This is a genomic window from Pseudomonas putida (assembly GCF_003228315.1).
In the GTDB taxonomy this organism is placed as follows: domain Bacteria; phylum Pseudomonadota; class Gammaproteobacteria; order Pseudomonadales; family Pseudomonadaceae; genus Aquipseudomonas; species Aquipseudomonas putida_S.
The window spans coordinates 1,167,596-1,189,629 of record NZ_CP029693.1; the positions used below are offsets into that span (position 1 = coordinate 1,167,596).

The window sequence follows — 22,034 nt, forward strand, 5'->3', positions numbered from 1 at the left end:
AATCCTGTCGATCCAGCATCGGCGGATTTTCACCGGAGTTCATCCATGCCCTCGCTTCTCGCTCGCTGGCTACCCGGCCTGCTGCTGACCGCCACCCTGCCCCTCATCGCTCACGCCGAAGCCCCTGCATACGGGCCCGAGCTGCAAGGCTTCGAGTACCCCTACACCGTCAAGCATTTCGCCTTCCAGTCCCAGGGCAAATCCCTGCAAATGGGCTACATGGACATTGCCGCCCATGGCAAGGCCAATGGCCGCAGCGTGGTGCTGATGCACGGCAAGAACTTCTGTGGCGCCACTTGGGAAACTTCGATCAAGGCGCTGAGCGACGCTGGTTACCGGGTCATCGCCCCGGATCAGATCGGCTTCTGCACCTCCAGCAAACCGGACAACTACCAGTACAGCTTCCAGCAATTGGCCAGCAACACCCAGCAATTGCTCAAGGCCCTCGGCATCCAGAAGGCCACCCTGCTCGGCCACTCCACCGGTGGCATGCTCGCCACCCGCTATGCCCTGCAATATCCCGAGCAGGTCGAACAACTGGCACTGGTCAACCCCATCGGCCTTGAAGACTGGAAAGCACTTGGCGTGCCGTATCGCACGGTCGATCAATGGTACGAGCGCGAACTGAAGCTCAGCGCCGACGGCATCCGTACCTATGAACGCAACACCTATTACGGCGGGCGCTGGAAGCCTGAATTCGATCGATGGGTCGACATGCTCGCCGGGCTCAACAAAGGCCCGGGGCATACGCAAGTCGCGTGGAATTCGGCCCTGATCTACGACATGATCTTCACCCAGCCGGTCTACTACGAATTCCACAACCTGAAGATGCCCACCCTGCTGTTGATCGGGACCTCCGACACCACGGCCATTGGCAGTGATATCGCGCCGCCCGAGGTCAAGGCAAAACTCGGTCATTACGACCAGTTGGGTAAACAGGTGGCAAAACTGATTCCCCAATCGACCCTCGTGGAATTTCCAGGCTTGGGCCACGCGCCGCAGATGGAAGAACCAGCGCAGTTCCACAAGGCGTTGATTGACTGGCTGAACAAAACCAATCCCGTGCGTTGAAGAGGTAAGACTGATGGCGGTGCAGATTGCAGTGATTGACGATTGGCAGGCTGTCGCCCGCGATGTGGTCGATTGGTCGGTACTCGATTCGATCGGCGAGGTGAGTTTCATCCACGACTACCCCGCCGATAACGAAACACTGGCCAAACGCCTGGCTGATTTCGAGGTGATTTGCGTCATGCGCGAGCGCACCCGCTTCGACGCACAGCTGCTTGCAAGCTTGCCCAGACTCAAGCTTCTGGTGACCGGGGGCATGCGTAACTTCGCCCTCGACCTGGAGGCCGCCAAGGCCTTGGGCATCCAGGTCTGTGGCAGCGACAGCTACAAGCACGCCGCGCCCGAACTGACCTGGGCGCTGATCATGGCGGCGACCCGCAATCTGGTGAAGGAAGCCAACGCCTTGCGTGCAGGCCTCTGGCAGCAAGGGCTGGGGGGCGACTTGCATGGCAAGACCCTGGCGGTGCTCGGCCTTGGCAGCATCGGCCAGCGTGTCGCGCAGTTCGGCCAGGTGTTCGGCATGCGCGTGATCGCCTGGAGTGAAAACCTCACCGCCGAACGGGCTGCGCAAGCGGGCGTAACCTATGTCAGCAAGCAGGAACTGTTCGAACAGGCCGACGTGTTGTCGGTGCATCTGGTCCTCAGCGAGCGCTCCCGCGGGCTGGTGGACGCAGAGGCCCTGAGCTGGATGAAGCCCACCGCGCTTTTGGTCAACACCGCACGCGGGCCGATTGTCGACGAATCGGCCTTGATCAAGGCCCTGCAGAAACGACGCCTGGGCGGTGCAGCGCTGGATGTGTTCGAAGTCGAACCGCTGCCACCTCATCATCCGTTCAGGACCCTGGAGAATGTTTTGGCGACGCCACATGTGGGCTATGTCAGCCAGCAGAACTACCAGCTGTTTTTCTCGCAGATGATCGAAGACATTCAGGCGTGGGCGGCGGGTACGCAGATCCGCCTTTTGAACTGACACCGCGTTATCGTTCTTCGCGAGCAGGCTCGCTCCCACAATGGTCTCCTGTGGGAGCGAGCCTGCTCGCGAAGAGGCCCGCACTCACACCACAACAGCCCAAATCATGCACCGCAATGGTGCACCGCAACTGTTCACCCACGCACACTGATGTGACATTTGTGCTTCATTTCCTGCCAATTTCCCAAAAAAAACTGCACTTCGTCGGTGCGTTTGCCCCCTTTTCCGGCACGTCCGTTCCGCTTTAAACCGATTGTCGAACAATTTTGCCATTCGCGCTTTACCGCTCTAAGTTCTGGTCTAGGCTCAGTTTCGCGAGGCGAAACCGGCCGGTCACAAAGCGGAAAAATATTCGAAACTTTTGCTGTTAGTGGCCGGTCGACTGAAAGGACGGTGCGTTGCGACTGGTGCATTCCTTGCAATGGTTAATTCACCCATTCTGCTTGCGCGCATGGGCAGTGTTTTGCTCACCGATGCGGGGCGCATTTGTGCCCGACCACAGGACGTGGATTTTCAGGAATACCGTTTGCCAGAGCTAAGAATTAGATCAACAACACGGGAGATTCATATGATCAGTGCGGCATTGGATGTACAGGGAGAACGTGCTCACCAGCATGTCGGCGAATCGAGCGTCCTGATTGCTCCCACTGCTAAATCGATCAGCGTTCCCGGCGCGAGGGCGCTGACACCTGCGGCCAGTCAGAATCCGAACCGGAAGAAAGTGTTGTTCGTCACCTCGGAGATTGCCGATCTGGTCAAGACCGGCGGCCTGGGTGACGTGTCTGCCGCCCTGCCCCGGGCCATGACCCACCTGCACGACGTGCGCGTGTTGATCCCCGGTTACCCGCAAGTGATGCACAGCGAAAATCCGATTCATATCATCGGCGAACTGGGTGGGCATGCGGCGCTGCCACCCTGCAAGATCGGGCGCATGGACATGCCCGATGGCCTGGTGATCTACGTGTTGATCTGCCCCGAGCTCTACGAACGTGAAGGCTCGCCCTACGGCGCCAACAATGGCCGCGACTGGCCGGACAACCACATCCGTTTCGCTCGCCTGGGCCTGGCCGCCGCCGACATCGCCGCCAACCTGGCGCAAATCCACTGGTGCCCGGACCTGGTGCACGCCCATGACTGGCCCGCCGGCCTGGCGCCTGCGTACATGCACTGGCGCGGGCAGCGCACGCCGACCCTGTTCACCATCCATAACCTGGCCTACCAGGGCGTGACCAGCCTGGGCTCGTGCCCTGAACTGGGCATTCCCCAGCACGCCCTGCAGCAGGAAGGCATGGAGTTCTACGGCAAGATGTCGTTCCTCAAGGCCGGCATGGCCTATTCGAGCCACATCACCACGGTGAGTGCCACCTACGCCCAGGAAATCACCACCCCGGCCTTCGGTTGCGGCCTCGACGGTTTCCTCGCCGCCAAGACCCAGCAAGGCCAACTCAGCGGCATTCCCAACGGCATCGACGAAAGCTGGGATTCGGCCACCGATACGCACCTGTTCCGCCCATTCCCTATCGGCGATTGGGAAGGCAAGGCGGTCAACGCTGCCCACGTGCGCAAACTGTTTGGTCTGGAAGACTCCGAAGGCCCGCTGTTCGCCGTGGTCTCGCGACTGGTCTACCAGAAAGGCCTGGACCTGACCGAAGCGGTCTCCGGCTACATCGTCAAGAATGGCGGGCAAATCGCGATCATCGGTCGCGGCGAGCCGGAAGAGGAACAGGCCATGCGCGAACTGGCCCTGCGTTTTCCCGGGCAGATCGGGGTGCGCATCGGCTTTAATGAAACCGACGCCCGGCGCATGTTTGCCGGCAGCGACTTCCTGCTGATGCCGTCGCGCTATGAACCCTGCGGCCTGAGCCAGATGTATGCCCAGCGTTTCGGTTCCCTGCCGGTGGCGCGCAATACCGGTGGCCTGGCCGACACCATCGACAATGGCGTGACCGGCTTCCTGTTCGACGAATCGACGGTGGAGAGCTACGAGGAAGCCCTGAGCCGTGCCTTCAAGGTGTTCGCCTTCCCCGAGCTGCTCAACGCCATGCGCTGCCGGGCCATGACGCAACCTTTCAACTGGTGCCAGGCCGTCGAACCCTACGCCGAACTCTATGAACAGCTCGTCGCCCGGGCACTGGGGAAATCGCACAAACAGTAAAAGAGGCTTTCAAGATGCCGTTACGGACCCTTGAGACCTGGCCCCACGGCGCAATCATGCTGGACGCGGAGCACACGCAATTTGCGTTGTGGGCGCCAGATGCGTTTTACGTCAGTGTCGAACTGGAAAATGGACAGTCCATGCCGTTGTTGCCCCAGGCCGACGGCTGGTTCGTGATCAACACCCGCTGCCCCGCGGGTACGCGTTACCGCTACAACATCGACGGCGAGCTTGAGGTGCCCGACCCGGCCTCCCGCGCCCAGGACGGCGATGTGCACCGGCACAGCGTGGTGGTCGACCCCCACGCTTACCGCTGGCGACACAGCAACTGGCTGGGGCGCCCGTGGAACGAAGCGGTGATCTACGAATTGCATGTCGGTGCGCTCGGTGGTTTTGCCGCCGTCGAGCAACATCTGGCACACCTGGTTGAACTGGGCATCACCGCGATCGAACTGATGCCCGTGGCGCAGTTTCCCGGCGAGCGCAATTGGGGTTACGACGGGGTCTTGCCCTACGCGCCCCAGGCCTCCTACGGTTCGCCCGAACAACTCAAGCACCTGGTCGATACCGCCCATGGTCACGGTCTGGCGGTGATTCTCGACGTGGTCTACAACCACTTCGGTCCGGACGGCAATTACCTGCATCGCTACGCCAGGGGCTTTTTCAATGAGGACAAACACACGCCTTGGGGCGCGGCCATCGACTTCAGCCGTCGCGAGGTGCGGGATTTCTTCATCGATAACGCCTTGATGTGGCTGCTGGAGTACCGCTTCGACGGCCTGCGCCTGGACGCCGTGCATGCCATCGAAAGCCCGGATTTTCTTCAGGAACTGGCCCGACGGGTACGCCAGCAAATCGATCCGGCGCGTCATGTCTGGCTGACAGTGGAAAACGAGCACAACCAGGCCAGCCTGCTGGAGCAAGGCTACGACGCACAGTGGAACGACGACGGCCACAACGCCCTGCATGTGCTGTTGACCGGCGAAACCGATGCCTATTACGCCGATTACGCGCAAAACCCCACCGAACAACTGGCGCGCTGCCTCAGCCAGGGCTTCGTGTTCCAGGGCCACATCAATCGACATGGTCGGGCCCGTGGAGAACCCAGCGGGCACCTGCCTCCCAGCGCCTTCATCCTGTTTTTGCAAAACCATGATCAGATCGGCAACCGCGCCTTCGGCGAGCGCCTGCATCAGCTCGCCGGACGGGAAGCCTTGAACGCTGCCACCGTGCTGTTGCTGCTGTCACCCATGATTCCCCTGCTGTTCATGGGCGAAGAATACGCCGCCGAACAGCCGTTCCTGTTTTTCACCAGTCACCAGGGTGAACTGGCGCGGTTGGTGCGCGAAGGCCGGCGTAATGAATTTGCCGCTTTTAGCGCCTTTGCCGATCCTGATCAACGCGAACGCATCCCCGATCCCAATGAGCCCGGCACCTTCGAGGCGTCCATCCCCAGGCTGAGCGCCACTGACGCTGCGGCCACCGATGCCTTGTATCGACAACTACTGCAAATCCGCCATCGGTACATCATCCCGCGCCTGCCGGGCGCCCAAGCGCTGGATGCCGAGGTATTGGCCGACCGTGCGGTATCGGCGCGCTGGCTGCTGGGAGATGGCAGCCAACTGCGCATCGACCTGAACCTCGGTGACAAGCCGGTGGTCCACAGCCCACACACCGATGCGCAACTATTATTCGAGCAACCTCCACGCAGCGCCGGACAGATGACCACGGGCACGCTCGCTCCCTGCAGCGCACTCGTCACCCTCAAGGCCGCGCCCCCTTTGCCACCCCCCGATGGAGAGCGTCAATGAGCGATGCGCAGCTTGAAATACTGGCGAGCCGGGCGGGCCTGGCGGTCGACTGGATCGACGCCAACGGTCGTGCACAAAAGGTCGCCCCCTCGGTTTTGCGCAATGTCCTGACCGGGCTTGGCCATCCGGCCGGCAGTGCCCAGGAAATCGACGCCAGCCTCCTGGAGTTGCAGCAAGTGCAGCAAGCCCGGACCCTGCCGCCGCTGATCACCGCCGACGTCGGTATCGGCCTCAATCTGGCGCCCTATTTCGAGCCACTGACCCCCTGCGAGATTCACCTCGAAGACGGATCGACCCTGAGTCTGAAGCTGGACGCCGAGGCCATGTTGCCGGGACTGATCCCGGTGGGCTATCAGCACGTCAGCATCGACGGCCAAACCTTCACCCTCGCCGTGGCGCCCGAGCGCTGTTACAGCGTGGGCGATGCCGTGCAAACCCCGATCCCGCGGGTCTGGGGCCTGAGTGCGCAACTGTATTCCCTGCGTCGTGCTGGCGATGGCGGGTTCGGCGATACCCTGGCGCTGGAAGAGCTGGCCCGGGCGGCCGGCGAGCGCGGTGCCGAAGCACTGGCGATCAGTCCGCTGCATGCCATGTTCTCAAGCGACACCGGACGCTACAGCCCCTACTCGCCCTCCAGCCGCCTGTTCCTCAACAGCCTGTACTGTGCCCCCGGTGCGATCCTTGGCGAGCGAGCGATGCGCGCGGCCATCGACGCCACAGGCCTTGAGGATGAACTGCAAAAGCTCGAAGACAACGCCTTGATCAACTGGCCAGCCGCCGCCACCGCCAAGCATCGACTGTTGGAGGCTCTGTACGAAGGCTTCGTGCAGGGTGAGCACCCTTTGCACGAAGATTTCAGCAGCTTTCGCCATGCCGGCGGCGAAGCCCTGGAAAACCATTGCCGCTTCGAAGCCATCCAGGAACACCGTGCGGCCAAAGGCGAAAGCCTCGACTGGCGGCAGTGGCCCGAACAATGGCGCGATCCGCGCAGCGCCGCCCTGGCCGAGTTCGCCGAAGAGAACGCCGGGCGCATCGGTTACTTCGCCTTCTGCCAGTGGCTGATCGACCGCAGCCTTGCCCGCGCCCAGACAGCTGCCCGCAGCAGCGGCATGAGCATCGGCCTGATAGCCGACCTCGCCGTCGGCGCCGACGGTGGCGGCAGCCAGGCCTGGAGCCGGCAGGATGAACTGCTCGCGTCACTCACCGTCGGCGCACCACCGGACATCCTCAATCGCAACGGCCAGGGCTGGGGGATCTCCGCGTTTTCCCCGGAAGGCCTGGTGCGCAACGGCTTTCGTGCCTTCATCGAAATGCTGCGCGCCAACTTCGCCCATGCCGGCGGCCTGCGCATCGACCATGTCATGGGCCTGCAACGGTTGTGGGTGATCCCCAACGGCGCGTCGCCAGTCGATGGCGCCTATCTGTATTACCCGGTGGACGACCTGCTGCGCCTGCTGACCCTGGAATCCCATCGCCATCAGGCCATTGTCCTGGGCGAAGACCTCGGCACCGTACCGGACGGCCTGCGGGAGAAGCTCATTGCCCGCGCGATGCTGGGCATGCGCGTGTTGCTGTTCGAGCAGGACAACACCCATTTCAAGCCCATCCTCGACTGGCCGGACAACGCCCTGGCCACCACCAGCACCCACGATCTGCCGACTCTCAATGGCTGGTGGCATGGTCGGGACATCGACTGGAACGCCCGTCTGAGTCTCATCGACGCCAATACTGAAATCGAGTGGCGCCAGCATCGTGAGCGGGAGCGCGAAGGCCTGCGCAGGGCCCTGAGCCAGGACCCGCAGAACTTTCGCGAGGAATCCCATGAGACCGATCAAGTGCTCGATGCCAGCGTGCGCTTCCTCGGCCATACCCGCGCGCCGCTGGTATTGCTGCCGCTGGAAGATGCCCTGGGCGTCGAACAGCAGGCCAACCTGCCCGGCACCATCGACACCCACCCCAACTGGTCACGACGCCTGGCCGGCAACAGCGAAATCCTGCTGGACAACCCGGACGCGGCGCGGCGCCTGGAACTGCTTGCCGTCGCGCGACTGCAAGCGGCCGAGCGTGATTCATGACGCAACGGATTCCCGATCACCCAACGCTACGGGCGACCCTGCGCCTGCAATTTCACAATGGCTTTACCCTCGATGACGCCGTGGCGCTGGTGCCGTACTTCGCCCGGCTCGGGATCAGCCATGTGTATGCCTCACCACTGCTGAGCGCCCGCGCCGGGTCCATGCATGGCTATGACGTCGTCGACCCGACCACGATCAACCCGGAACTGGGCGGTGAAGCCGCCCTGCGTCGTCTGGTCAGCGCGCTGCGCAGCCAGCACATGGGGCTGATCCTCGATATCGTCTCCAACCACATGGCCGTCGGCGGCAGCGACAATCCCTGGTGGCTCGACCTGCTGGAATGGGGACGGCTGAGCCCCTACGGCGAGTTCTTCGATATCCAGTGGCATTCGCCCGATCCGCTGATGGAAGGTCAGTTGCTACTGCCTTTCCTGGGCAGCGACTACGGCATTGCCTTGCAGGACGGCACCCTGCCCCTGCGCTTCGATGCACGGCGCGGCGCCTTTCACGTCGAGCACTACGAACACCACTTCCCGATCTGTCCCAGCCATTATGGTGAACTGCTCAAGGTTGATGCCGGGCCGCTCAACGAATTGGCCGAGCGTTTCAGCACCCTGAGCTATCAGACCGACGCCCATGGCCTGGCCGTGCCCCTGAAGGACGAACTGCGCGAGCTGGCCCGTGACCCGGCCATCGTTCAGGCCATCGAGCGGCACCTGCAAAGCTACGACTCGACCACACCTGAAGGCTTCCAAAAGCTGCACGAATTGCTGGAGCGCCAGAGCTATCGCCTGGCCAGCTGGCGCACCGCCGCGGACGACATCAACTGGCGGCGTTTTTTCGATATCAATGAACTGGGCGGGCTGCGGGTCGAGCGCCCGACGGTGTTCGAAGCCACCCACGCGAAAATCTTCGAACTGGTGGCGGACGGCTTGATCGATGGCCTGCGCATCGACCACATCGACGGCCTCGCCGACCCGCGCGGTTATTGCCGCAAGCTCAGGCGGCGCGTGGATCGCCTCGCACCGGGCCGCCACTTGCCGATTTACGTCGAGAAAATCCTCGGCGAGGGCGAAACCCTGCGGCGCGACTGGTTGGTGGACGGCACCACCGGCTATGAACTCATGAATCAGATGTCGCTGCTGCAGCACGATCCCCAGGGCGAGCAGACCCTCGGTGAACTCTGGCAGCGCTACAGCGAACGTCCCGCGGACTTTCGCCAGGAAGCGCAACTGGCCCGGCAGCAGATCCTCAACGGCTCCCTGGCCGGAGACTTCGAAAGCGTCGCCCAGGCCTTGCTGCAAGTGGCCCGGGATGACCTGATGACCCGCGACCTGACCCTCGGCGCGATCCGTCGTGCCTTGCTGGAACTGATCGTGCACTTCCCGGTGTACCGCACCTACATCAGCCCGCTCGGACGTTCGGCCGAGGATGAAGTGATGTTCCGCCAGGCCATGGACGGCGCCCGGCAGACGCTGGGCGAAGCCGACTGGTCGGTGCTCGATTGCCTGGCCGGCTGGCTGGGGGGCGAGCCGTGGCGCAGGCGCCCGGCGGGACGGGTGCGCAAGCGGCTCAAGCATGCCTGCGTGCGCTTTCAGCAACTGACATCACCGGCAGCGGCCAAGGCCGTTGAAGACACCGCGTTCTATCGCTCGGCGGTGCTGCTGTCGCGCAACGACGTGGGCTTCAGCACCGAACAATTCAGCGCCCCGCCGGCGATGTTTCATGCCGCCTGCGCCCAACGCCTGGCGGATTTCCCCGACAACCTGCTGGCCACCGCGACCCACGACCACAAGCGCGGCGAGGACAGCCGCGCGCGCCTGGCGGTGTTGAGCGAACGCAGCCGCTGGTACGCCGAGCAGGTCGGACTCTGGCGTACTCTCGCACGAGCGTTGCGCGACGATGATCATTCGCCGTCTGCCGGCGACGAGCTGATTCTTTATCAGGCACTGCTCGGCAGCTGGCCCCTCCAATTGCACCCCGATGATTCGGCGGCCCTGCAGGATTACGCCGAACGCGTCTGGCAATGGCAGCGCAAGGCCCTGCGCGAAGCCAAGCTGCAAAGCAGCTGGAGCGCGCCGAACGAGGCCTATGAACAAGCCTGCGAAGCCTTCCTCAAGCGCCTGCTGCTGACGCCTGAAGGCGAACTGCTGCGCTCGGCCCTGGCCAAGGCGGTTCAGGTTATTGCCGTGCCCGGTGCGCTCAATGGATTGGCGCAAACCTTGCTGCGCATGACGGTGCCAGGGGTGCCGGACCTGTATCAGGGCAATGACGACTGGGACTTTTCCCTCGTCGACCCGGACAACCGTCGACCCGTGGATTACGCCAGCCGGCAACAGACGTTGCAGCAACCACCGGATCTGCCCGATCTGCTGGCGAACTGGCGTGACGGGCGCATCAAGCAAGCCTTGATTGCCCGCGCGTTGAACCTGCGGGCCGAGCACCCGGAGCTGTTTCGACGGGGGACTTACCAACCCCTGGACTTCACCGGCAGCCAGGCACATCGGGTACTGGGATTTGTTCGAGAACATCAGGGCAGGAGGGTAATCGTGATCGTGCCGATTCGCAGTGCCTCGCTGCTGGAAAACAGTGCCGATCCGCAGATCGATGCTTCGCAGTGGGGCGATACGCGGGTTCATTTACCGTTCATGAACGCCGGGGAAAATCTCAAGGGACTTTTTTCCGGCGTCGAAGTCACAAAAAACAGGGAGCTGATGATCAGCGCCGCGCTGGGGGACTTCCCGGTCAATCTCTTAATCCAAATTACCGACACTTGAGATGTTCAGGAGCATGGCGATGAGTACCGACGATAAACGTATCCGCGAGTTTGCCTATCAGATCTGGGAGTCCGAGGGTAAGCCTGAAGGCCAGGAATCGAGGCATTGGGAGATGGCGGTCAAATTGGCGGAAGCCGAAGCACTGGCGCCGAAAAAATCGACCAAGGCCGCGAGCGGCAAAACGGCGACCAGCAAACCCGCCGCCGCCAAAACCCTCAATGGCAAGGCCGGCGAAGCCACCACCAAGGCCAAGGCGAAACCTGCCGCGGCCGCCAAAGTGATTCCACCGGGTGAAAAAGCCGCCGAGAAAAAGCCTCGCGCCTCGCGAAAGCCGCCGGCGGTCTGACTCTTTCCACAATGACTGGATGACTTGCGTGGCGGGCTTTCTCGCCACGTGAATTCGCTCGTCCTGACAAAGCCCTGTAGGAGCGAGCCTGCTCGCGATTACGGTGTATCAGGCAGCAAATGTGTTGTTTTTGGAACCATCGCGAGCAGGCTCGCTCCCACATTTACCAGGCAGTCGTCCCCCATTTGCAGGAGCACCTATGACCCGCCCAAAGAAAGAATCGCCAGCCCCACAAGAGCCCTCGCGCATTCGTGAAGGCCTGCCCTTTCCGCTGGGCGCGACCTGGGACGGTCTGGGGGTCAACTTCGCCCTGTTTTCCGCCAACGCCACCCGGGTCGAACTGTGCATTTTCGACGATAGCGGCGAAGTCGAAGTCGAACGCATCGAGCTGCCTGAATACACCGACGAGATCTACCACGGCTACCTGCCGGACGCCCATCCGGGACTGATCTACGGCTATCGGGTCTACGGGCCTTACGATCCGGCCAACGGGCATCGCTTCAACCACCACAAACTGCTGATCGATCCCTACGCCAAGCAACTGGTGGGCAAGTTGAAGTGGTCCGAAGCGCTGTTCGGCTACACCATCGGCCACCCGGACGCCGACCTCAGTTTCGATGAACGCGACAGCGCGCCCTTCGTGCCCAAGTGCAAAGTGATCGACCCGGCGCACACCTGGGGTCACGACCATCGCGTCAGCGTGCCCTGGGACAAGACCATCATTTATGAAACCCATGTGCGCGGCATCACCATGCGCCACCCCACAGTGCCCGAGAATGTGCGTGGCACCTTCGCCGGGTTGATGGTCGACGACGTGCTGGAGCACATCCGCAAACTCGGGGTGTCCACCGTCGAGTTGCTGCCCATCCATGCCTTCGTCAACGACCAGCACCTGCTGCACAAGGGCATGACCAATTACTGGGGCTATAACAGCATCGCCTTCTTCGCCCCCGACCCGCGCTACCTGGCCAGCGGCAAGATCGCCGAGTTCAAGGAGATGGTCGCGCACCTGCACGAAGCCAATCTGGAAGTGATCCTCGACGTGGTCTACAACCACACAGCCGAGGGCAATGAACAGGGGCCGACCCTGTCCATGCGCGGCATCGACAATGCCTCGTACTACCGCCTGATGCCGGACGACAAGCGCTTCTACATCAACGATTCCGGCACCGGCAATACCCTGGACCTGAGCCACCCGTGCGTGCTGCAAATGGTCACCGACTCCCTGCGCTACTGGGCTTCGGAAATGCACGTGGACGGCTTCCGCTTCGACCTGGCGACCATTCTGGGGCGTTATCACGATGGTTTCGATGAACGTCACAGTTTCCTCGTCGCCTGCCGGCAAGATCCGGTGCTGCGTCAGGTCAAGCTGATTGCCGAACCCTGGGACTGTGGCCCCGGCGGCTATCAGGTCGGCCGGTTTCCTCCGGGCTGGGTGGAATGGAACGACAAGTTCCGCGATACCGTGCGCGCCTTCTGGAAAGGCGACGACGGCCAGCTGGCGGACTTCGCCAGCCGCATGACCGCCTCGGGTGAGATGTTCAATCAACGGGGTCGGCGCCCCTACTCATCGGTGAACTTCGTCACCGCCCATGACGGTTTCACCCTCAACGATCTGGTGTCGTACAACGACAAGCACAACGAGGCCAACGACGAGAACAATCAGGACGGCAGCAACAACAATCTGTCCTGGAACCACGGCGTCGAAGGCCCCACCGACGATCCTGAAATCAACGCCCTGCGCCACCGCCAGATGCGCAACTTCTTTGCCACCCTGCTGCTGGCCCAGGGCACGCCGATGCTGGTGGCCGGCGATGAATTCGCCCGCACCCAGGACGGCAACAACAACGCCTATTGCCAGGACAGCGAGATCGGCTGGGTCAATTGGGATCTGAGCGAAGACGGCAAGGCGCTGCTCAAGTTCGTCAAACGCCTGATCAAGCTGCGCCTGACCTACCCGATCCTGCGCCGTGGGCGCTTCCTGGTGGGCAATTACAACGACGACATCGGCGTCAAGGACGTGACCTGGCTGGCAGCCGATGGCAGCGAGATGACCACCGAGCATTGGCACGATGCGCACAATCGCTGCATGGGCATGCTGCTGGACGGTCGCGCTCAGGAAACCGGCATCCGCCGCAAAGGCGCGGACGCCACCCTGTTACTGGTGGTCAACGCACACCACGACATCGTCAACTTCGTGCTGCCACAAGTGCCCGACGGCGGATTCTGGACCTGCATGATCGACACCAACCAACCGTCGATTCGCGGCCAGGAACGCTTCGAGTTCGGTCATGAATACTCGGTCACCGGTCGCTCGTTGCTGCTGTTCGAATTGCAGCACGAAGAGGAGGAATGAGCCGCACGCCCCCTGTAGGAGCGAGCCTGCTCGCGAAAAACGACCAGACAACGCGGGCATCCAGACACCCACGTTATCGTTAACGCCCATCGCGAGCAGGCTCGCTCCTACAGGAACATGTAAAAACCTGCCGTCGGGCACATCGGCGCGACGAATATCGTTACATGAGCAATACTCAGCACGCGGCAGTTCCAGGGTTCGGAACGCGGCACAACGCTATCAACGACAACAAGGACGTAGCCATGAAGCCGGTCTCCCAGCTCGATCACAGTGCGACGACGCAAATCTGGAACAGCGCCCCGCAGCTGGATAAAGTTTCGGTCATCAACCCTCAAGCGCTGGTCCCGCCCGGCGCCCGCGCCGTGGTGATTGCCCCGCATCCTGGCGATGAAGTGGTCACCTGCGGCGGTTTGCTGCAGCTGCTCAGCACCCAGGGCCACCCCTTGCAATTGATCTCGGTGACCGACGGCAGCGCCAGCCATCCGGGCTCGCGGCAGTGGTCGGAGAAGCGCCTGAGCGTGTTTCGCGTGCAGGAAAGTGTTGAAGCCTTGCGCAGGCTCGGGTTGCCAATGCACAGCCTGAAGTGGATTCGCGGCGGCTTCGTCGACAACGCCCTGGCCGAGCATGAAGTGCAATTGACCCGTTTCATCACCCGTTATCTGCGCCCCGGCGATGTGGTATTCAGCACCTGGTCGCAGGACGGCAACAGCGACCACGACGCCGTCGGCCGCGCCAGCGCCAAAGCCGCGACGATTGCCGGAGCTGACTTCTACGAAGTACCGGTGTGGGCCTGGCACTGGGCAACCCGCGATAGCGGCCTGATCCCCTGGCACCGTGCTCGCAAGGTGCGCCTGGACACCTGGACCGTCGCCCGCAAAAGCCACGCGACCCACGCCTACGCCAGCCAACTCGACGGCGACCCCGCGATCGGCATCGCCCCGCTGATTCCCAGGGTGCTGCTGGAACGGATGCGTCTACCCTATGAAATTGTCTTCGTCTGAACCCGACACACCGCCTTCTGTCGGAGCGAGCCTGCTCGCGATGGTCGTCAACGATAACGCTGGACATCTGACACCCAGCGGCGCTGCTGATTCCATCGCGAGCAGGCTCGCTCCTACAAAGAGCCGATACCGTCGATCTGAACTGAACTGCCCGCCCCGCCATGAGTCGCATACATAGACATGCCCCGATCGAAGAGGAGCGAACGTGACCAGTAATCCGGAGTCGCAGTCGATTGAATCCCTGAACACCTCATCGACCATTCATCGTCTGCGCGTACTGACGGTCAACACCCACAAGGGGTTCACCGCGTTCAACCGACGTTTCATCCTGCCGGAACTGCGCGAAGCGGTGCGCAGTACCTCCGCCGACCTGGTGTTTTTGCAGGAGGTGGTCGGCGAGCATGAAGGCCATTCCTCGCGCCTGAACAACTGGCCGGCGATCTCGCAATACGAATTTCTCGCCGACAGCATGTGGAGCGACTTTGCCTACGGACGGAACGCCGTCTATCCCGACGGCCACCACGGCAATGCGCTGCTGTCCAAATACCCGATTCGCGAATACCGCAATCTCGACGTGTCCATCACCGGTCCCGAACGTCGCGGCCTGCTGCACTGCGTACTGGACGTACCAGGCCATCGCGAAGTGCATGCGATCTGTGTCCACTTGAGCCTGCTGGAAAGCCACCGCCAGCTTCAGTTGCAGTTGCTCTGCCAGTTGCTCGACTCCCTGCCGGTCGAGGCGCCGGTGATCATCGCCGGCGACTTCAACGACTGGCAGTTGCAAGGCAACGCCGCCCTCGCCCGCCGCGACTACCTGCACGAAGCCTTCGAACGCCATCACGGCCGTCCCGCCAAGACCTATCCCGCGCGGTTTCCACTGCTGCGCCTGGATCGCATCTACCTGCGCAATGCCACCAGCCATGAACCGCAAATCCTGGGGACCAAGCCGTGGACCCACCTCTCTGACCATTTGCCTCTGGCCGTCGAAGTCCACCTCTGAGTCCTCTGGCGGGTCAATCAAAATCGCCTGGTTAATCGTTTAACCTGTTATTTGTGACAGTAGCTACGTAAAAAAACTGCTGCTACGTTGCTCTCGTCCATGTTTTTGAATGCATGGACGTGCGACTCATAGTGGCCGTCGTTGCTGAAGAATTTCGATAACGGGTGCTTGCCCACCCGATGCTGTCTCGCAACTCGCGCTGCCGAGCGTGCCTGATGCCTTGTCGTTTTTGACATGTGGCAATTCAGACACCAACACGAAGCGGAGACGAGCATGAAGTTTTCCAGTGATTGGCCCCAGTACGGTTATTGCGTTCTTATCGCGTTACTCCTGCTATTGGTGGGCTGGTCCCACCCCGCCCATGCCGCCTGCACGCTCACCCCCACCGCAGGCAACGACAACTTCGTCTGCGACAGTGGCACCAGCGGGCCGCTGACCGATCTGGCGGGCAACAACACGCTCAGCTTTCCAGTCAATGGCACGGGCGTCATCAATGGCGCTGTCAGGTTTGGAGCCGGCAACGACATTGTCACCATGGATTCAGGACAAATCGTTGGCACGCTCAATCAGGGAGACGGCGCCAACAACCTGACCATCAGCGCCGGGCAGATCACCGGTGCGGTCAGCCAAGGCAGTGGCATCGATAACTTCACCATGACCGGCGGCACCATCCAGTCCCTGGCCCAGGGTGACAGCCGCGACTTCTTTCGCATGACTGGCGGCAGGATCATCGGCGCCTTCGAGGACGGCGATACCGCCGTCATGACCGGTGGCCGGATTGGCCGGGTCGACATGAAGCTCGACAACAATCTGTTCGACATGTCCGGCGGCGCCATTGATAGCAACCTTGTCACCGGTTTCGGCCGCGACACCATCATCTTGTCCGGCGGCACCATCGGCGGGTTCATCAGCGTCAGCGGCGGCAATGACAGCGTGACCGTGACCGGTGGCGAAGTGGCAGGCGAGATCCGCATGAGCGCCGGCAACGACACCTTTGTCTGGGACGGCGGCGGCATCCTCCACTCTCGGGTCCTGCTGGAGGGCGACAACGACACCGCCACCCTGCGCAACCTCAGCGAAACCATCCTCGCCCAGACCCCGTCAATCGACGGCGGTACCGGCATCGATGTGCTGACCTTCGATCGCACCACCACCTCGGTGCCCGGCCGTTACGTCAATTTCGAAACGGTCAACCTCAACAATGCCTCGCAACTGGACCTGGGCAGCGGGAATCTTGTGCTGGGTGACAGTGCCAGTGGCACCGGCGTGTTCAACATCGATGGCAGCAGCACCCTGACTTCACAACAAGGCAGCGTTGCGCCCTTCACCGCTGGCCAGGCCGCCACGTTGAACAACGCCGGGATCATCGACCTGACCACGGGCAATAGCCGCACTAACGACACCCTGACCGTGCAAGGCAATTACGCCGGCAGCGGCGGTCAATTGCGGGTGCAAAGCGTACTCGGCGATGACAGTTCGCCCAGTGACAAACTGGTGGTCAACAACGGCAAGCTGACTGGCACCACAACCATCGACGTGACCAATCTCAATGGGGCAGGCGCGGCGACCCTGCAAAACGGCATCCAGGTGGTTCAGGCACAGGGCACGGCCACCAGCGATGCCGGCGCCTTCACCCTCAAGGCCCCACTGTCGGCAGGTGCCTTCGACTATGTGCTGTACAAGGGCGGCGTCACCCCGGGCAGCGAAAACAGCTGGTACCTGCGCTCGTCCGTGGTGGCGCCGCCACTGGTGCCGGTGACCGCAGCCAACCCGGATCCGGCCCTGCCACCGCAAGTGGTGCTGGTGCCTTTGGTGGCCACACCTGCCGCCGCCGTCGGCAGCCCGCCATTGCCGACGCCACAACCGGGCGCCGCACCGATTCCCTTGTACCGCCCGGAAGTCCCCAACTGGGCGGTCCTGCCACCCGCTGCCGGGCTGCTGGCCCTGCAGACGCTCGGCACCTTCCATGAACGTCAGGGCGATCAGCGCCTGCTGACCGAAAAAGGTGCCTTTGGCGCTGGCTGGGGTCGTATTTACGGTAAGAACTTCGACCAGACTTGGGCCGGCACCGTGCAACCGAAGCTCGATGGCTCGATCAAGGGTTTCCAGGTGGGTAACGATCTCTACAGCCAGGAGACCTCAGGCGGACACAGCCAACGCACGGGCGTCTTCGTCGGACAGAGTCGTTTGAAAGGCGATGTCGATGGATTCAACGAAGGCTTCGAAGACAGGCGTGCCGGCAAGGTCGAGCTGCGAGGCAGCAGCCTCGGGGCCTACTGGACCCTGACCGATCCCAAGGGCTGGTATTTCGATACGGTGGCCATGTACACCTGGCTGGACGGTGACAGCCATTCCGATCGCGGCCTGAAAATCGACAACAAGGGCCATGTGGTTACCCTCTCGGCCGAAGGCGGCTACCAGTTCCCGCTGGCGGGCGACTGGGTGATCGAACCCCAGGCGCAAATCATCCATCAGCAGGTGAAACTCGACAGTCAGGACGACGGCATTTCACGGGTGTCGTTCAATTCCGACCCGGCCGTGACCGGTCGCCTCGGCGCACGCTTCAAGGGCCGCTACACCCTCGCCGGCTTGCCAGCGGAGCCGTATCTGCGGGCCAATCTGTGGCACACCCTTTCGGGCACCGACACGGTCACTTTTGCCAACCGCACTGATATCGACACAGAGCAGCGTGCTTCATGGGCCGATCTCGGTGTCGGCATCAACCTGACTGTGGCCCGCAACGTCAGCCTGTACGCCAATGTCGATTACAGCCGCAATATCGACAGCAATCAGCAACGTGCAACAGCCGGCAACCTGGGCGTGCGCATCAGTTGGTGATACCGAGCAAAGGCTCTAGTTCGCGACTTTTTTGACTATTTTTCCAACAAACAAGAACTTAGAGAGACGCCATAAATCAGTCACTTACAAATCCTGAAATAGCGATACCGCTTATCGGCCATTTTCTTGACGCAGGGTTGTGGGTCCTCTTGACTCAACGTTACTACCCCCGGAAGTAACTATCAGGGGCAAGCCCCCGGTCACCCGCGCAAGCGGGCGGCCCTCGGCTTGCCCCACTCCATTCGGTCGCCCCTCATTCGGGGTAGGAGAGACGCCAAGGCGAGAACGGCACGCGTTGCAAGGTAGCCCCACCATGAAAACTTCCTTCACCCAACAAGAGATTAAAATCACTTTTTGCACTGTCTCGAGCTCACTCCTGCTGTGCTCTTCCATGGAAGTACAGGCCCAGCCGGCCGAGGAAGAAACAACGCCCTGGTACAGCCAGGACGTCTCGGTGCTCACCTTGCCTGCTCTCGCTACGACGTACCCTGCCCGCTTCAGTCCTGCCCCCGATACGCGAACCCTCGATTTACGAAGTAGCTATTTCAACACGCAAGACCCGACGCCCCTGGCCTGGGATCAGGTCTATGGACAGGCCTCTCGCCAGGCGCAAACCGATGCACTGGCCCAGGGTTTTACCAGCTTCGGTTCAGGTGAAGTCAAAGGCCCGGCGATCATGACCCTGCAGAGCAGCAGCGGGCATACCCAGCGCGTCGGGCTGATTGGCGGCACAAGCCAGTACCAGCTCAACAGTAATGGCCCGCTGATCAACCGCGGGCAGTCCGACCCCACCTCCGACACCCTCAACCTGCAAGGCCAGAGCCTGGGCGCCTACTACAGCCTGACCGGCCCGCAAGGCTGGCACGTCGACCTGTCGGCCAGCGGTGGCCGCGTCAGCGGCTTCAGTCGCAATGAGCAGGGAGCGCGGCAAGCCACCGAAGGCAGCGCGCTGACGTTGTCGGTCGAAGGGGGATTTCCGATTGGCCTGAGCGAAAACTGGGTGGTGGAACCCCAGGCCCAATTGATCAATCAGCGGATCACCCTGGATACGCCCTATGCGGGTTCCGGCAATGCCTCATCCACTGACCTGACGGCGTGGAGCGGCCGGGTTGGCGCCAAATTGAAAGGGAGCTACGACATCAGCGGCCTGCCCGTGGAGCCCTATGTGCGGACCAACTTGTGGCACACGGTCTATACCGGCAATACCGTGACCCTGGATCAGGTCGACAAGATCAGCAGCAGTCGCAACTCTTCGACCGTGGAACTGGGTCTGGGCCTGGTGGCCCGGGTGACACCCGCAGTGAGTCTTTATGTCAGCGCCGACTACAGCAGTGACGTGGACGACAATGACTTGAACGGGTTGATTGGCAGCCTGGGGGTGCGGATGCGGTGGTGACCCTTTGTAGGAGCTGAGCTTGCTCGCGATGGCGGTGGGTCAGCTACCGCAACAGTGACAGGTCTGGCGCCATCGCGAGCAAGCTTTGCTCCTACAGCGTGCTGTGGCGGCCACGGGATTTGCGTTCATCAAAAATCGAAAATATAGGAGCTGTCGAGTGCAACGAGGCTGCGATCTTTTAGAGATCAAGATCAAAAGATCGCAGCCTGCGGCAGCTCCTACAGTTGCATCACTTGTTTGAGAACTCGGCCTCACGCTTGGCAATGAACGCCGCCATGCCTTCCTTCTGATCCTGGGTGGCGAACGCCGCATGGAACACCCGGCGCTCGAAGCGCACGCCTTCGGACAGGCTCACTTCAAAGGCACGGTTGACGGTTTCCTTGACCATCATCGCGATCGGCAGCGATTTCTTCGCGATCAATGCCGCGACTTTCAGTGCTTCGTCCAGCAGCTCATCGCTCGGCACGATGCGCGCGACGATCCCGCAACGCTCCGCTTCCTCGGCACCGATCAGGCGTCCGCTGAGGCACATTTCCATGGCCTTGGCCTTGCCCACGGCGCGGGTCAGGCGCTGGGTGCCACCCATGCCCGGCAACACGCCAAGGTTGATTTCCGGCTGGCCGAATTTGGCGTTGTCGCCGGCCAGGATGAAGTCGCACATCAACGCCAGCTCGCAACCGCCACCGAGGGCGAAGCCGTTGACCGCGGCGATGATCGGCTTGCGGCGGTTCGCCACCCGATCACTGTCGCTGAACAGGTCGTCGATGTAGATCTGCGGATACGTCAGCTCGGCCATTTCCTTGATGTCGGCACCAGCGGCAAACGCCTTTTTCGAACCGGTCAGGACGATGCAGCCAATGTTCGGGTCTTTCTCCAGGCCATCGAGGGCGTGGTTCACCTCGCTGACGATCTGCGCATTCAACGCGTTCAGCGCCTGCGGGCGATTCAGGGTGATCAGACCCACGCGGTCGTGGATTTCCAGCAGAATCGTTTCGTAGTTCACGTAGAGGTTTCCTTCTTATAGATTGCGCGAAATGACCATGCGCTGAATGTCGCTGGTGCCTTCATAAATCTGGCACACCCGCACGTCACGGTAGATCCGCTCCACCGGGAAGTCGTTGAGATAACCGTAACCGCCGAGGGTTTGCAACGCCGAAGAGCAGACTTTCTCGGCCATTTCCGAGGCGAACAGCTTGGCCATCGACGCTTCGACCAGCGCCGGCTTGCCGCTGTCCCGCAGCGCCGCAGCGTAGTGCACCATCTGCCGCGCCACAGCGATCTGGGTTGCCATGTCCGCCAGACGGAATGCCACCGCCTGGTGCTCGATGATCGGCTTGCCGAAGCTCTCGCGCTCGCGGGCATAGTCGCGGGCGGCTTCGAACGCCGCACGGGCCATGCCCACCGATTGCGAGGCGATGCCGACACGACCGCCTTCTAGGTTGGCCAGGGCGATCTTGTAGCCTTCGCCCTCTTTGCCCAGGCGGTTGGCCACCGGGACCTTGACGTTTTCGAAGAGGATCTGGCAGGTGTCGGAGGCATGCTGACCGAGCTTGTCCTCGACTCGGGCGACGGTGTAGCCCGGCGAATCGGTGGGCACGATCAGCGCGGTGATGCCGCGCTTGCCGGCACTCGGATCAGTGACCGCAAACACGATCACCACCCCGGCGTTCTGCCCGGAAGTGATGAACTGCTTGCTGCCGTTGAGCACGTAGTGGTCGCCCTCCAGCCGCGCGCGGGTTTTCAGGCCGCTGGCGTCGGAACCGGCTTGCGGCTCGGTCAGGGCAAAGGCGCCGAGCATTGCGCCGCTGGCCAAAGGTTTGAGGAAGCGCTCTTTCTGATCGTCATTGCCGTAGTTGAGGATCGGCACACAACCGACCGAGTTGTGCACGCTCATGATGGTCGAGCAGGCGCCATCGCCGGCGGCGATTTCTTCCAGGGCCATGGCGTACGCCAGGTAGCCGGTGTCGCAACCGCCCCACTGCTCCGGCACCAGCATGCCGAAGAAGCCCAGCTCGGCCATTTCGCCGATGGCTTCCTTGGGGAAGCGGTGCTCGCGGTCCCATTCGGCGGCGAAGGGTTTCAGCCGCTCCTGGGCAAACTGGCGGGCGGCTTCGCTGATTTGCAGTTGTTCGTCATTGGGGATCATGACCAGTCCTTTAAAATTAAGCGGAATGCGGAAACCTGTAGGAGCGAGCCTGCTCGCGATGACGGACTCACATTCAATATGTCTATCGCCTGATA

Annotated in this window: 14 protein-coding genes; 12 read left to right on the plus strand and 2 right to left on the minus strand. The window is 62.0% G+C overall.

Annotated features, from left to right (window positions below; all coding sequences use genetic code 11):
* Positions 1–45: 45 nt before the first annotated feature.
* The 12 genes from DKY63_RS05100 (at position 46) to DKY63_RS05160 (ending at position 19,793) form a co-directional block, all read left to right on the plus strand.
* Positions 46–1,071: an alpha/beta fold hydrolase gene (locus tag DKY63_RS05100; RefSeq protein ID WP_110963094.1), complete on the plus strand. Its 1,026-nt coding sequence runs from the start codon at positions 46–48 to the stop codon at positions 1,069–1,071.
* Positions 1,072–1,084: 13 nt separating this feature from the next.
* Positions 1,085–2,038, plus strand: coding sequence for a D-2-hydroxyacid dehydrogenase family protein (locus tag DKY63_RS05105; protein ID WP_110963095.1), 954 nt, complete (start codon positions 1,085–1,087; stop codon positions 2,036–2,038).
* 568 nt (positions 2,039–2,606) lie between these two features.
* A complete protein-coding gene (glgA, locus tag DKY63_RS05110; RefSeq protein ID WP_110963096.1) occupies positions 2,607–4,193 on the plus strand; it encodes a glycogen synthase GlgA in 1,587 nt (528 codons plus the stop codon).
* Positions 4,194–4,207: 14 nt separating this feature from the next.
* On the plus strand, positions 4,208–6,004 hold the full coding sequence (treZ, locus tag DKY63_RS05115) for a malto-oligosyltrehalose trehalohydrolase (protein WP_110963097.1): 1,797 nt from the start codon (positions 4,208–4,210) through the stop codon (positions 6,002–6,004).
* Positions 6,001–8,079: a 4-alpha-glucanotransferase gene (gene malQ / locus DKY63_RS05120; protein ID WP_110963098.1), complete on the plus strand. Its 2,079-nt coding sequence runs from the start codon at positions 6,001–6,003 to the stop codon at positions 8,077–8,079. Before treZ ends, malQ begins: the two co-directional genes overlap by 4 nt.
* Positions 8,076–10,856: a malto-oligosyltrehalose synthase gene (locus DKY63_RS05125; RefSeq protein ID WP_110963099.1), complete on the plus strand. Its 2,781-nt coding sequence runs from the start codon at positions 8,076–8,078 to the stop codon at positions 10,854–10,856. Before malQ ends, DKY63_RS05125 begins: the two co-directional genes overlap by 4 nt.
* Before the next feature lie 19 nt (positions 10,857–10,875).
* Complete coding sequence (locus DKY63_RS05130; protein ID WP_110963100.1) at positions 10,876–11,202, plus strand: DUF2934 domain-containing protein; 327 nt, start codon at positions 10,876–10,878, stop codon at positions 11,200–11,202.
* Between the two features lie 199 nt (positions 11,203–11,401).
* Positions 11,402–13,558 (plus strand): glycogen debranching protein GlgX, encoded by a 2,157-nt coding sequence (glgX, locus tag DKY63_RS05135; RefSeq protein ID WP_110963101.1) that lies wholly within the window; start codon positions 11,402–11,404, stop codon positions 13,556–13,558.
* A gap of 242 nt (positions 13,559–13,800) precedes the next feature.
* The gene (locus DKY63_RS05140) at positions 13,801–14,559 is read left to right on the plus strand and encodes a PIG-L deacetylase family protein (RefSeq protein ID WP_110963102.1); all 759 of its coding nucleotides are present in this window, start codon (positions 13,801–13,803) and stop codon (positions 14,557–14,559) included.
* A gap of 205 nt (positions 14,560–14,764) precedes the next feature.
* Positions 14,765–15,559, plus strand: a complete 795-nt coding sequence (locus tag DKY63_RS05150; protein WP_110963104.1) for an endonuclease/exonuclease/phosphatase family protein — start codon at positions 14,765–14,767, stop codon at positions 15,557–15,559.
* 273 nt (positions 15,560–15,832) lie between these two features.
* Complete coding sequence (locus DKY63_RS05155) at positions 15,833–18,397, plus strand: autotransporter outer membrane beta-barrel domain-containing protein (protein WP_110963105.1); 2,565 nt, start codon at positions 15,833–15,835, stop codon at positions 18,395–18,397.
* Between the two features lie 313 nt (positions 18,398–18,710).
* Positions 18,711–19,793, plus strand: a complete 1,083-nt coding sequence (locus tag DKY63_RS05160) for an autotransporter outer membrane beta-barrel domain-containing protein (RefSeq protein WP_110963106.1) — start codon at positions 18,711–18,713, stop codon at positions 19,791–19,793.
* Between the two features lie 229 nt (positions 19,794–20,022).
* Here the strand turns inward: DKY63_RS05160 and DKY63_RS05165 are convergent, their stop codons facing one another.
* The gene (locus tag DKY63_RS05165) at positions 20,023–20,796 is read right to left on the minus strand and encodes an enoyl-CoA hydratase (RefSeq protein ID WP_110963107.1); all 774 of its coding nucleotides are present in this window, start codon (positions 20,794–20,796) and stop codon (positions 20,023–20,025) included.
* A gap of 15 nt (positions 20,797–20,811) precedes the next feature.
* Entirely contained in the window at positions 20,812–21,939 is a 1,128-nt protein-coding gene (locus tag DKY63_RS05170; RefSeq protein WP_110963108.1) for an acyl-CoA dehydrogenase, read from the minus strand.
* Positions 21,940–22,034: the final 95 nt, after the last annotated feature.